11 protein-coding genes are annotated in these 13327 nt (G+C 66.3%); 5 read left to right on the top strand and 6 right to left on the bottom strand.

Features of this window, described 5'->3' with window-relative positions:
* From FJY73_11965 to acnA, 4 genes are all read right to left on the bottom strand, one after another.
* On the bottom strand, positions 1 to 657 hold a 657-nt coding region (locus tag FJY73_11965), incomplete at its 3' end, for a hypothetical protein (protein MBM3321381.1).
* Between the two features lie 293 nt (positions 658 to 950).
* Entirely contained in the window at positions 951 to 2354 is a 1404-nt protein-coding gene (locus FJY73_11970) for an undecaprenyl-phosphate glucose phosphotransferase (protein ID MBM3321382.1), read from the bottom strand.
* 6 nt (positions 2355 to 2360) lie between these two features.
* Positions 2361 to 2924 carry a nicotinamidase gene (locus FJY73_11975; protein ID MBM3321383.1) on the bottom strand — a complete coding sequence of 188 codons (564 nt, stop codon included), beginning with the start codon at positions 2922 to 2924 and terminating at the stop codon, positions 2361 to 2363.
* A 3-nt stretch (positions 2925 to 2927) separates the two neighbouring features.
* Positions 2928 to 5624, bottom strand: coding sequence for an aconitate hydratase AcnA (gene acnA, locus FJY73_11980; protein ID MBM3321384.1), 2697 nt, complete (start codon positions 5622 to 5624; stop codon positions 2928 to 2930).
* Between the two features lie 216 nt (positions 5625 to 5840).
* On the opposite strand from acnA, the gene FJY73_11985 reads away from it, so the two are divergent.
* From FJY73_11985 to FJY73_12005, 5 genes are all read left to right on the top strand, one after another.
* Positions 5841 to 6557, top strand: a complete 717-nt coding sequence (locus FJY73_11985; GenBank protein ID MBM3321385.1) for a Crp/Fnr family transcriptional regulator — start codon at positions 5841 to 5843, stop codon at positions 6555 to 6557.
* A 244-nt stretch (positions 6558 to 6801) separates the two neighbouring features.
* Positions 6802 to 7530 (top strand): hypothetical protein, encoded by a 729-nt coding sequence (locus tag FJY73_11990; protein MBM3321386.1) that lies wholly within the window; start codon positions 6802 to 6804, stop codon positions 7528 to 7530.
* Between the two features lie 167 nt (positions 7531 to 7697).
* Complete coding sequence (locus FJY73_11995; GenBank protein ID MBM3321387.1) at positions 7698 to 9305, top strand: transglutaminase; 1608 nt, start codon at positions 7698 to 7700, stop codon at positions 9303 to 9305.
* A 41-nt stretch (positions 9306 to 9346) separates the two neighbouring features.
* On the top strand, positions 9347 to 9808 hold the full coding sequence (locus tag FJY73_12000) for a hypothetical protein (GenBank protein MBM3321388.1): 462 nt from the start codon (positions 9347 to 9349) through the stop codon (positions 9806 to 9808).
* 149 nt (positions 9809 to 9957) lie between these two features.
* Positions 9958 to 10635: a hypothetical protein gene (locus FJY73_12005; protein MBM3321389.1), complete on the top strand. Its 678-nt coding sequence runs from the start codon at positions 9958 to 9960 to the stop codon at positions 10633 to 10635.
* Positions 10636 to 10712: 77 nt separating this feature from the next.
* Here FJY73_12005 and FJY73_12010 read toward each other — a convergent pair whose 3' ends face one another.
* Both FJY73_12010 and FJY73_12015 read right to left on the bottom strand, forming a co-directional pair.
* On the bottom strand, positions 10713 to 12713 hold the full coding sequence (locus tag FJY73_12010; GenBank protein MBM3321390.1) for an ABC-F family ATP-binding cassette domain-containing protein: 2001 nt from the start codon (positions 12711 to 12713) through the stop codon (positions 10713 to 10715).
* Positions 12710 to 13327: glycosyltransferase (locus tag FJY73_12015; protein MBM3321391.1), on the bottom strand; the 618-nt coding region annotated here is incomplete at its 5' end. The genes FJY73_12010 and FJY73_12015, both read right to left, overlap by 4 nt.

Raw genomic sequence — 13327 nt, forward strand, 5'->3', positions numbered from 1 at the left:
GTTGACCACCCAGACCCGTCCGGTCGCAGGCTTCTCGGCGACATACGGACAGCAAGGGAGGGAATCACATTCGGTGAGCGAGGAGCCGGGTTCGCCTTCACCCTGGTCGCCGTCGTCGTCTCCTCCCCCTCCGTCCTGCTCACCCGCCACGCAGACGACCGCTCCCTCGAATGCGGCGAACGTACCCTCCGTGAACTCCGTGTTCTGCCAGCCGCACATCGTGGAGTCCCAGGCGAAGGTCGCCGAGGCACCTCCCTCGATCGCGATGAACCGGAGACGGGCCACCTCCGCCGGCAGATGCAACGGCGTGCTGAACGAGAAGTCGTACGGCTGGAGAAGAAGGAACCCCTGGTCATCCTCGAGGACCGAGAACCTCGTCCACTCATCTGGGAGGACGAAGACCGCGCTCGCCGAGTCCTCGACCCACACCAAGATCCCGCTCGTGTCCCCGATCGTGATCCCGAAACCGAACAGAGAATCGCTGCTTCCCGTGATCCACACGCGGACGAGGATCGTATCCCCCGGTTGTGCTTCCAGGCTGTCCGGTCCGTTCGTCGCGTTCGAGTCAAGGTCAGTTATGATCGACGGATCGGCGAAGGCGCCGCTGAATCCGAAGAGGACAACCACGCAGGGCAGGATGGGGAAGAGCGCGCGCATCGGGAGCCTCCTTCCGGCCGGAGACCGGAATCCGAGACGATGGCCGCCAACCGGCGCTTGTATCCCGTGCGAGGGTTCGTGATCGGCGGATCTTTGGGCGACCTGATCTCAGGTTAGATGCGAATCTTCAGGTTGTCAAGCTCGAGACCGCGCGCTCGCCGCACCCGTTCCGTCGCCGGCGTTCCCGAGCGAATGTGCTCGTCCGGCGGAGTCCGCGCTCTTCCTCCGACGAGGCCTCGGTCGACTCGATGATCGATTCCCGGGGATTCGCGTCGCCTCCGACGGCCCGGTTGTCAGCGGGACCGCGGAGAGGTCGCGTGGCGCACGACGTGGAGCGCCGTGAGAAAGAGAATGCGGAGGTCGAAGAGAAGCGACCAGTTCTCGACGTAGTAGACGTCGTAGCGCGTCCTCTCCTCGATCGGCGTGTTGCCGCGAAGCCCGTTCACCTGCGCCCAGCCGGTCATCCCCGACTTCACCCGGTGCCGGTCGAAATAGCGCGGCACGTCCTTCTCGAACGCGCGCACGAAATGCGGGCGCTCCGGGCGCGGTCCGACGAGCGACATGTCGCCGCGGAGCACGTTCCAGAGCTGCGGCAGCTCGTCGAGGCTCGTCCGCCGGAGAAACACGCCGACGCGGGTTGCCCGCGCGTCCCCGGGCGTCGCCCAAACCGGCCCGGTTTCCTCCTCGGCGTTCGCGACCATCGTGCGGAGCTTCGCGATGCGAAAGACCCGTCCATCCCTTCCGATCCTCCGCTGACGGTAGAAGACCGGGCCCGGGGAATCGATCGTGATCGCGAGCGCGAGGACGAGAAGAACCGGAAGGAAGAGAAGAAGGAGCGCGATCGAGAGAACGATATCGAACGCGCGCTTCACGAATCGATTCCACGATTGGAGGGGAAAGTCCTTCATCCCGAGGAGCGGGATCCCGTCGATCTCGGAGAGCCGCATCCTCTCGCCGAGGCGCGAGAAGAGATCGGGAACGATCTCGAACTGCAGCGGAAGATTCTCGCACGCCCGCAGGATCTCGACGATCCGCTCGCGCTTCGATTCGGGGAGCGCGATGAAGACGCGCGCGATGCGTCGCGAGCGGCAGATCTCCGCGATCGCGTCGAGCGATCCGAGGTCCGGAATCCCGGCGGGCGGGGGGAGATCCGGGTCGGAGACGGCGCCGGCGAGCCGAAAGGCGCGCTCCGGCCGAGTCTCGATGCTCCGGCGGATCGCAGCGGCGAGGTCGCCCCCGCCGACGAGAAGCACGTTCTCGATCCCGATCCCGCGCGCGCGCGCGAGGCTCCGCGCCTTCCGCATGAGGACGCGCGAGAGAAGGACCGCGAAAAACGCGAGAAGGACGGCGAACGCGAAGAAGAGGCGCGAGTACGAGACCCCCCGGTAGAGGAACGCGGCGGACATGAGGACGAGCGTCCCGAGAACCGCCCCCTTGAAGACGAGCAGCGCTTCCTCTCCCCAGCTGGTGCCGCGCCTCGGATCGTAGAGGCCGAGAAACGCGAAGAGGATCACCCAGCCGAACGCGGTGAAGAGGAACCCGGGGAGATAGCTCGCGAAGGAGGGGATTCCCTTCGGAGCGGCGATCCAACCGGAATCGAAGCGGATCCAGAAGGCGAGCGCGAGCGCGAGCGCGACCGCAAGCCAGTCGGCGACGACCGAAAGAAAGGCGAACGTAAGAGGAGCTTTCTGGTTCATTCTTGTCTAAACGATTTTCGCGCCCGCCCGCCGCATCTCCTCGAGCGCGCGCTCCCCGTCCCCGGGGTTCGCGTCAACCGGCCGCGTTCCTTCACGGATCAAGAAGGTCTCGAAGCCGGCTTCGAGCGCGTCGAAGACCGTGGCCCGCACGCAGTAGTCGAGCGCGAGCCCGCCGACCCAAACCCGCCGCACGCCCGCCTTCCGGAGCCTCGCCGCGAGACCGGTCCCGTCGAAGGCCGAGTAGTTCTCATCCTTCGCGCGCGTTCCTTTGTCGACGAGGATCGCCCCCTCCGGCAGAGCGAGGTCGCTCCGGATCTCCGCCCCCTCCGTCCCCGGGACGCAGTGGGCCGGCCAGATCCCTCCGTTCGCTCGGAAGCTCCGGTGGTCGGGAGGATGCCGATCGCGGGAGGCGACGATCGGAACCCCCGCCGCCTTCGCCTCCTCGATCCACCGGTTCAGGACCGGGATCACCTCGCCGCCGGACGGGACCGGGAGCGCGCCGCCGGGGCAGAAGTCGTTCTGCACGTCGACGAGGAGAAGCGCGTCGCCCGGTTCGGGCCATCCCTTCATCGTTCACACCGCAAGGAGTTGCCGGAGGACCAAGCGGAGGATCCCTCCGTGCCGATACGACTCGAGCTCCATCGGGGTGTCGATCCGCGCGAGAACCTCGAACGACCGCTCCCCCTTCTCTCCGCGGGCGACGACCCGAAGCCGCCCGCCCGGGCGGAGCCCCGGGATGCCGCGCACGGCGTATGTTTCGCGCCCGTCGAGCCCGAGGCTCTCTCTTCCCTCCCCGTCGAGAAACTGAAGGGGGAGGACGCCCATGCCGATCAGGTTGCTCCGATGGATCCGCTCGAACGATTCGGCGAGGACCGCGCGGATGCCGAGCATCGCGGTCCCCTTCGCCGCCCAGTCGCGCGACGATCCGGATCCGTACTCCTTTCCGGCGAGGACGAGAAGAGGAACGTTCGTCTCCCGGTAGCGCAGGGACGCCTCGAAGATCGTGATCGTCTCTCCGCCCGGAGGGAAGGTCGTCCATCCTCCCTCGATCCCCGGCGCGAGCGCGTTGCGAAGCCGCACGTTCCCGAAGGTCCCGCGCATCATCACCTCGTGGTTACCGCGGCGCGCGCCGAACGAGTTGAAGTCCTTCGGATCGACCCCTTGATTGATCAAGTATTTCCCGGCCGGCATGTCGCGCGGGATCGATCCGGCGGGCGAGATGTGGTCGGTGGTGACGGAGTCCCCGAGAACGGCGAGGACGCGCGCCCCCTCGATGTCGGCCGGCGGCTCCGGCTCGGCCGTCATCGCGTCGAAGAAGGGGGGCTTCCGCACGTAGGTCGAAGAGGGATCCCATCGGAAACGGTCCCCTCGCGGAACCGGGATCGCGCGCCATCTCTCGTCTCCGGCGAAGACGTCCGCGTACTCCTTCGAGAACATCTCGGCGCGCACGCACTTCAGGGCGACCGCGCGGATCTCCTCCGGACGCGGCCAGATGTCGCGGAGGAAGACCTCCCCGCCGTCCGTCCCCGTTCCGATCGGTTCCTTGTCGAAGTCGATGTCGATCCGCCCCGCGAGCGCGTAGGCCACGACGAGCGGCGGGCTCGCGAGGAAGTTCGCGCGCGTGTCCGGGTTGATTCGCCCCTCGAAGTTTCGGTTCCCGGAGAGGACCGAGGCGACGACGAGCCGGTTCGCGCGGACCGCCTCGCGGATCGGATCGGGGAGGGGGCCGCTGTTCCCGATGCACGTCATGCAGCCGTAGCCGACGAGATGGAACTTGAGATCCTCGAGCGCGCCGAGGAGGCCGGAATCGGAGAGGTATCGGGTCACCACCTTCGACCCGGGCGCAAGGCTCGTCTTCACCCACGGCTTCACGCGGAGGCCGCGCGCCGCCGCCGTCTTCGCGAGAAGCCCCGCCGCGACGAGCACGGACGGGTTCGATGTGTTCGTGCAGGAGGTGATCGACGCGATCACAACCGAGCCGTGGCCGATCGTAAAGGTTTCGCCATCAAGGGTCACGCGCGCGCGGGTTTGGAGCGTCTCCTCCGAAGGAGCCGCGTCCTTCGACGGCGCCGCGAGCGTCGGGAGCGATTCCCCCCACGCCTCTTTCGCGCGCCGAAGCGGAACCCGGTCGTGCGGCCGTCTCGGGCCGGCCAAGACGGCCTCCACCTCGCCGAGATCGAGCGTGACGACGCCTGTGAAGAGCGGATCGGGAGCATTCGCGTCGCGGAAGAGCCCTTGCTCCCTCGCGTACGCCTCCACGAGCCGCACCCTCTCCTCGCTCCGCCCGGTGAGCCGGAGATAATCGATTGTGACCCCGTCGATCGGGAAAATCGCCGCCGTCGATCCGTACTCGGGGGACATGTTCGCGAGCGTCGCGCGGTCCGGGAGAGAAAGGCTCGCGATCCCATCGCCGGTGAACTCGACGATCTTCCCCACGACCCTTTTCTTCCGAAGGATCTCCGTCACCGTGAGGACGAGATCGGTCGCCGTCGTTCCCGCGGGGAGGCTCCCGTGCAGCCGGAAGCCGATCACCTCGGGGATCAGCATGGAGAGCGGTTGCCCGAGCATCGCCGCCTCCGCTTCGATCCCGCCGACCCCCCAGCCGAGCACGCCGAGGCCGTTCACCATCGTCGTGTGGCTGTCGGTCCCGACGAGCGTGTCGGGAAACGCGACGCCGTCCGCGTCGCACACGACGCGCGCGAGATGCTCGAGGTTCACCTGGTGCACGATGCCTGTGGCGGGGGGAACGACCGCGAAGTTCCGGAAGGCGCTCTGCGCCCAGCGGAGCAGCGCGTAACGCTCCCCGTTTCTCTCGAACTCCCGATCGACGTTCCTCGCGAACGAGTCGGGCCGCCCGAACGAGTCGACCTGCACCGAATGGTCGATCACGAGCTCGGCAGGAAAGATCGGGTTGATGCGCGCCGGATCGCCCCCCATTTCCGCCACCGCGTCCCGCATCGCCGCCAGATCGACCACCGCCGGAACGCCGGTGAAGTCTTGAAGAAGAACGCGCGCCGGCGTAAACGCGATCTCCATCCGGGGGGCGTCTCCGGGATGCCAGCGGGCGAGCGCCTCGATCTCCTCGCGGCGGACGGCCGACCCATCCTCGTGCCGGAGCAAGTTCTCGAGGAGGACACGGAGAGAAAACGGCAGCCTCCCGACCGGAAACCCGAGCTCCTCCAGACGTCTCAAGCTGAAGATCTCATAGGTCTTCCCCTCGACGGCGAGGGGACGGCGCGCAGCGAAGGAATCCTTGGACGGTCGGCTCATCGGTTTTGCTCCTTCTCGACGGGAGCATCCCGCCCGCCCGTTCGGCCGAGATCCGGGGCGGCGCGAAGGCGCGGGGGCGCCCCCGTGCCGCCAGTTTAACCGATCGGACGGCCGCCGCAAGAGGGGGCTTCGGGCGCCGGCCGGCCCCGCCCTCGACAAGTCATGACAGATTCTTTCGGGCGTGGCATAATCGGTTCGACGAGAGAGGTCTCATTCATGACGCGAAGACAGGACTCCGGCAAGAAGATCCCCTGCGCCGTCTGCGACATGCGGAAGAACGGGCTGCTCTCTCGTGTGGAGGAGAGGCTCCTCGAACGCGTCGAGGGGGCGAAGGTGATCCATCGTTTCGGGCCGCGCCAGGTCATCTTTCACGAGGGAACGCCGCCGCTCGCGGTCTATTGCCTGCGCGCGGGGCGCGTGAAGCTCTATCGAAGCGGAAAACGGGGCGAGGAGGTTGTGCTCCGCGTCCTCGGGCCGGGAGCCGCCTTTGGCTACCGGCCCCTCCTCTGCGAGGAGCTTTACGCCGTGACGGCCGAGTCGATCGAGGAGTCCGAGGTGTGCGTCCTCCCCCGGCAGGTCCTCACGGATCTCCTTCGGGACTCCCCTTCCTTCGCGATCGATCTTCTCGCGCGAATCGCCCGCGAACTCCGTTATTCCGAGGACCAGCTTCTCGACCTCACCCAGAAGTCGGTTCTCGAGAGAACCTCGGGACTCCTCGTCATGTTCCTCGAGAACTGCGGCGAGAAGACCGACGGCGGAATCCGCCTCGCGATCCCCATCCAGCGGAAGGAGATGGCCCAGATGGTCGGAACGACGCCCGAGACCTTCTCCCGCACCCTCCACGAGCTCGCCGAGCGCGGGATCATCGTCCTTTCCCGGTCCGACATCGTCGTCCGCGACGAGGCGGCGCTTCGGCAGGCCGTGGGGGAGTAGTCCAACTTGACGTAGATCATTTTGCGACTTGATCATACTTCTTGCCAAGAAGCCGTCCAAGTGAGAAAATAATGGCCGAATGCAGGACTGGACTGCGCGGGCGCGGCGGCTCCGCCCCATCGGGTTGTTTGAGGGACCAAGTGTTGCGCCGTCCGGCGATTCATTGACCGAAGGAAAGCGAGTGGTCCGGTAAACGAAACCCCGTTCGCCGGGAGTGAACGGAGAGGAGGAGAATAAGAAGGAAATGGCTAAGGCAATCTCGCTCGTCGGCGCGCTGGCGTTCGTTCTGGGGTTCGCCACGTTCGGGTTCGCTGTGGTCGTGGACGGCGTGAACGACTTCCCGCCGGCCTCCCGCATCGACATCGACGGCGGCGACACGCAGTTCACCCCGATCGACTTCGGGGACATCTACGTGACGAACGACGCCAACAATCTCTACATCGGCTACGAGCACGACCACGACGGCTGGACTCAGGTTCAGGTCGGGATCGCGCTCGGCACGATCGACGGTCAGGGCGGCTGGTGGGATCCGTGGGATCGCCGGATCGATTTCACGGGACAGTACCTCCCCGACTTCATCGCGTACAAGAACATCGATTCCGATTACGATGACCTCGTGACGTGGGATCCGATGGCGATGGGTTGGATCTACGGCATGACCCCGATCAACTGGGTCATCGGGACCGGCTTCGACGAGCTGGAGATCCCGCTTGCCCAGATCGCCGCGGCCTGCCCGGGATTTCGCCAGATCTTCATCGAGCTGTGGATCACGCAGGACGCCTGCAGCAAGGGTCCGCTCGACCTCAGCTTCAACGATGCTCTGCAGCTCAGCACGCCGGGCGGGACGATCTGGGATCTCCCCTGCGACGGCTCGCAGGACGTGGTGATTTCCGGCTACCACTACTACGTGGTGCAGTGCGAGACCGGGACCGAGGAGAGCACCTGGAGCTCCGTGAAGGCGCTCTTCCGGTAGGACGCGTCCCGAACCCCTCTCGCGGGGCGGTCGCCGTTCGGCGATCGCCCCCTTTCTTTCCCCCCGGAACCGCCTCGTACCCGTCCGCCCGGCCGCGCTTGTTTCCGAGCGCCCCTCGGTCTACTCTCAGCGGAAGAAGGAAAACCACGCGGAGGTGGATCATGTGGATGCGCACGTTCGTCCGGGCCGCCGTGGCGGGCCTCGTTCTTCTTCTGCTTCCCGCAGCGGCGGCGGCCGCCATCGGAGACACGCTCTTCTCCTTCCCCTCTCCCTGCGCCGCGCCGACCGGGCTCGCCTACGCGGACGGGCGCCTCTGGCTCGCGGATTGGGAAACCGGGACACTCTACGAGATGACCGAGGACGGAGCGGTTCTCCGCGCGATCCGGGCTCCCTGCCGCCGACCGGAAGGGCTCGCCTCGGACGGAAAGGTCCTTTACATCTCGGATTATGAAACCCATCGGGTTTTTGCCTTCGATCCCGAGACGAACCGGACGCTTCGGTCGTACGAGGCGCCGGAATCCTCGCCTCGCGGGCTCGCCTTCGGCGGCGGATCGCTCTGGCTTCTCGACGACGGAGCGGACACGATCTACGAGCTCGTCCCCGAGGACGGAACGATCCTGAACTACTACAAAGCCCCGCACGACTTCGGAAAAGACCTCGCGCACGACGGGACCTACCTTTGGGCGGTCGACCGAAAACTCGACGAGATCTACGCGCTCCGCCCCTCGGACGGCAAGGTGCTCTTTCTGACGAAGGCCCCTGGGAAGTTCCCCTCGGGGCTCGCCTTCGGGGGAGGCTTCCTCTGGCTCTCCGACTTCGAGACGAAGCGGACGTACAAGATCCGCGCCTCCGCGGACGTTCCCTTCCGGGTCACCGGCCCGGTTCTTCGCGATTTCCGCTACCGCTACGCGCTCCGGAACGACGGAGAGGGATCGATCGCCGAGGCGGCGATCCATCTCGCGGTCCCCTACGACACGCTCGAGAACCAGAAGATCGTTTCGCCGATTCGATGGACGCCGGAGCCGGACCGTTTCGCCGTCGACCGATGCGGCCAGGAGATCGCCGTCTTCACCTTCCGGGACGTTCCCCCGGGGGCGACCGTCTCCGCCGGGTACGAGACCCGCGTGCGGCTCGGCACGCTCCACTACGCGTTCTTTCCCGAGGACGTGAAGGGTCTCGACGCGATCCCGAAGGAGATCCGCGAGAAGGGGACCGCGCCGAAATCGCGTCTTCAGCTCGACGCGGAGCTCGTGCGGAAGACCGCTCGCGAGATCGTCGGGGACGAGAAGAACCCGTACTGGATCGCGCGGAAGATCTTCGATTGGGTGATCGAGACGCTCGAGTACGACCGTGTCGGCGGATGGGATGTCCCGACGACGCTCATCAAGCGGGGCACCGGATCGTGCTCGGAGTACGCGTTCCTCTACATCGCCCTCGCCCGCTCCGCCGGTCTTCCCGCGCGCTACGAGGGGAGCGTGGTCGTCCGAGGCGACGACGCGTCGATCGACGACGTCTATCACCGCTGGTGCGAGGTCTACCTCCCCGGGATCGGCTGGATGCCGGTCGATCCGAGCGGCGGCGACCAGCCTTGGCCGGCGGACCAAGTCCGCTATTTCGGCGGGCTCGCCGACCGCTTCCTCATCACGACGCACGGGGGAGGCGACTCCGAGTATCTGGGTTGGGACTACAACGCGGACGCGACCTACATCTACGAAGGAAGAGGGACGGTGCACGAGGAAGGATACGGGGTCTGGAGTCCGGTCGCGGCGGAATGAGCGCGCGGCCCGCGGTTCGAAGAAAGTGAGGGAGACAAGCGATGGGCGAGAAGAAGACGGAAGGGTTGGAGATCCGCGTGCCGAGCGCGTCGCTCGCCGTGGCGGCCGCGAGCTGCCCGAACGGATGCGATCTCATGGCGGCCGACATGCCGATCCACGGCCGCCCGTCGATCGGCATCGACTTCTCGTTCGGCGATTGGAAGGGAAGGATCTACCTCGATCCGATGTACGGGAGCTTCGACAACATCTGCGACATCGAGATCCAGGATGGTCAAGAGGTTGATTTTCGATGTCCGAAGTGCGGGGTCTCTCTGCGGGACGAGAAGGACTTGTGCCCGACCTGCTCCGCCCGCATGTTCGTCCTTCACCTCCCCGGCGGCGGGATCCTCGAGGGGTGCCTTCGCAAGGGGTGCAGCGCGCATCGTCTCCGGATCGTCGACGTCGATGCGCAGCTCCTCCGGGTGTTCAAGGAGCGCGTCGGGCTTCCGGGAATCGACGTGTAGAGGGCGTAGGGGCAGAGCTTCTCCGAGGAGTTCTTCGCGCGTTTGACTTCGAGGCGATCTCGCATTATGCTTCCGGCTGTCCTCGGCCCCCCCTTCCGCCGAGGAAAGACCGATTCACGTGAAGACCGACAGCAATAGGAGGAAGAAGCATGAGGAAATCCGCGAACGTCTTGGTCGCTCTTCTCTTCGTCGCCTCGGCCTCTTTCGCCGGCGTCCTGCCGCAGGCGGGAGTGCGTCCCCAGGCCGAGGTCGACGCGGACAACGGCGCGGCCGCCGCGGTCCGGACCTCAATCCCGACGCCGGTGAGCCTTCCGGTGAACGGGGTGTGGCACTACACCTCGTGTTCCAACGGGACCGTCGGGCCCGACTTTCAGGGGGGCTGGATGAGCATCCCGAGCCAGGACGAGCTTTGGCTCGTCAGCTCCTCGGAGAAGGTTCTCTTTCGGATTACCGATGCGTGGCTCACGGGCGACCAGTTCGAGGTGTACGTGAACGGCGCGCTCGCGCTCACGACCCCTTCGGTCCCGAACGGCGGGTCCCCGGAAATCAAGCCGGACTTGGTCGCGGTTCCGGCTCCGTTCACGAAGCAGGGGAAGCTCTACGGCGCCTATGCCGGGGCTCAGTACTCGCACGGCGAGATCGTCCTCCCGGCGGGCGACCACCTGATCAACATCAAGCTGATCGCGAGCCCGGTCACAGGTGCGGGACTCGGCGTCCTCGCCGAGCCGTATCACGCGCCAACGCACGAGACGACGCCGAAGACCGGTCCCGGGACGGAGAAGGAAACCCGCGACTCGTGGAGCGGAGTGAAGAACCTGTTCCGATAGGAAGAACGACATTCGTTGATGCATGAAGGGCGCGGACCTATCCGCGCCCTTTCTCTTATCCGCGCCGGGGATCCGGGCTACCCGCTCTCTTCTTCCCCTCCCGCCTCCGCCTCCATCTCCTCGAGGCGGAGCGTGAGCTCCTCCCAGCGCGCGGTCTTGGCCTCGATCTCCGCCTGGATCTCGCGGTAGGCGCGGAACGTCTCGCCGAAGTCCCCCTCCCTCGCGTAGAAATCGGGGCTCGCCATCGCGCGCTCCATCTCGGCGCGTTTTCGCTCGAGGTCCTCGATCTCCGCCGTCGCCGCTTCGACTTCCTTGCGCGCCGGGGCGAGCTTCCGGTAGCGCTCGTTCCTCGCCTCGGCCTCGCGGCGCCGTTCCTCGCGCGTCTTTCGACCGTGGGCGGCGCGCTTCTCGTCGGCCGTTTCGGCTTCGCGCGCTTCTTCGGCCGGCCTCTTCGCAGCCGGTTTCGCCGCCGCCGCCTCCTCCTCCTTGCGCGCAAGGTAGTCGCCATAGGTGCCGAGGTGCGTCCGCACGCCCCCGCCGCCGATCTCGTCCACGCGGCTCGCGAGGCGATCGATGAAATGACGATCGTGCGAGATCATGACGAGCGAGCCGGAGTACTCCTCGAGCGCCTCCGCGAGCACGTCGCGCGAGGGGATGTCGAGGTGGCTCGTCGGCTCGTCGAGAAGCAGGACGTTCGTCGGGCGGAGGAGAAGCTTGAGGAGGGCGACGCGCGCTTTCTCGCCCCCCGAGAGAACCTCGATCTTCTTGAAGACATCGTCTCCGGTGAAGAGGAACCGTCCGAGGATCGCGCGCGCCTTCTGCTGCGTGAGGTCGGGGGTCCAGTCGAGAATCTCGTCGAGGATCGTCTTTCGATAGTCGAGCGCCTCGGCTTGGTGCTGCGCGTAGTGGGCGACGCTCGCGTTGTGCCCGAGCACCCTCTCCCCCGAATCGGGAACGAGAACCCCCGCGAGGATCTTGAGAAGGGTCGACTTCCCGGCGCCGTTCGGGCCGACGAGGACGATCCTCTCGCCCCGTTCGATCTTCCAGTCGAGCGACTCGTACACGCGAAGACTCTCGAACGCCTTGGACACTCCGCGGAGCTCGATCGGGATCCTCCCCGCGCGCGGCGGCTTCGGGAACGCGAAGTCGATCGACTTCCGCCGAGCCGGCGCCTCGATCCGTTCGATCTTCTCCAACATCTTGATGCGGCTTTGCACGCGCCTCGCGGTGTCCTTCCGCACCCGATAACGGGCGATGAAGCGCTCGGCCGCGGCGATCTTGCGGTCCTGCGACTTCTTCGCCGCCTCGAGCCCCTCGTCGCGAACGCGGCGCGCCTCGGCGTAGGCATCGTAGTTCCCCTTGTAGGCGACGATCTTTCCTCGCTCGACCTCGAGAATGCGCCCCGCGAGACGATTGAGGAGCGTCCGGTCGTGCGAAACGAGCACGAGCGACCCCGAGTATGCGCGAAGATACCCTTCGAGCCAGATCACCGAGTCGAGATCGAGGAAGTTGGTCGGCTCGTCGAGGAGAAGAAGATCCGGTTCGGTAAGAAGAAGACGCGCGAGCTGAAGCCGCATCAGCCAGCCGCCCGAGAACTCGCCGAGAGGGCGATCGAAATCGGCTTCGCGGAACGCGAGCCCGCCGAGAATGCGTCTCGCCTCCGCCGGAAGATCGTAGCCCCCGCTCTGATCGAAGCGCCTTTCGATCTCGCCGTGCGCGCGCGCGAGCGCATCGAGCTCCGCGGAGTCCCTCGCGTCGCGCATCTCCTCCTCGAGGAGGGCGAGGCGGCTCCGCATGTGGTCGATTCGCTCCGCCCCTGCGAGCATCTCCTCGAAGAGGGTAATCCCCTTCTTCCTGGGAACCTCCTGGACGAGGTACCCGATCGTCGCCCGTCGGTTCCGCGCGATGTTCCCCTGGTCCGGCTCCACGCGTCCGGCCAGGATCTCGAGGAGCGTGGTCTTCCCCGAGCCGTTCGCGCCGACGAGACCGATCCGCTCGGACACGCTGATCGTGAGGTTCACGTCCGAGAAGAGCGTCCGCCCTCCGTACTCCTTCGATACGCCGACAAGCGAGATCATGTCCGGTTCATCGTATCAGATATGGATTCCTCTTCTTTCAAGAGACGGAGGATCTTCTCGCGGAACACGCTTCGATCGAAACGCCGCGCGTGCCGTCGGAGCTCCTCGGGATCGAAATCGTCCGGCCGGAACCGCCGGACCGCATCGATCAGCGACTCCGGATCCTGCCGATCGAAGAAGACGCCGGTGGGGACGCCGCTTTCCTCGCGCTCCTTCTCGATCACCGTTTCGAGCGCCCCGCCGGCGCGAAAAGCGATCACCGGGCACCCGCTCGCCATCGCCTCGAGCGGCACGATGCCGAAATCCTCCACGCCCGGGAAGACGAGGGCGCGCGCGCGGCCGAGAAGATCGATCATCTCCTCCTCGCCGAGCCATCCCTCGAACCGGATGTTCGGTCCTGCGAGCGTCTCGAGATGGGCCCGTTCCGGGCCTCGACCGGCGACGATGAGCGGGAGCCTCAACTCGTTGAACGCGCGGACCGCGAGCTCCACCTTCTTGTACGGAACAAGCGCCGAGAGGACGAGGAAGTAGTCCTCCCGCGGGAGATCGCTCCGAAACCGCGCGACGTCGACGGGCGGATGCACGACCTCCGCGTCGCGTCCGTACGCTCTTTG

It is taken from the genome of Candidatus Eisenbacteria bacterium, from assembly GCA_016867715.1.
In the GTDB taxonomy this organism is placed as follows: Bacteria; Orphanbacterota; Orphanbacteria; order Orphanbacterales; family Orphanbacteraceae; genus VGIW01.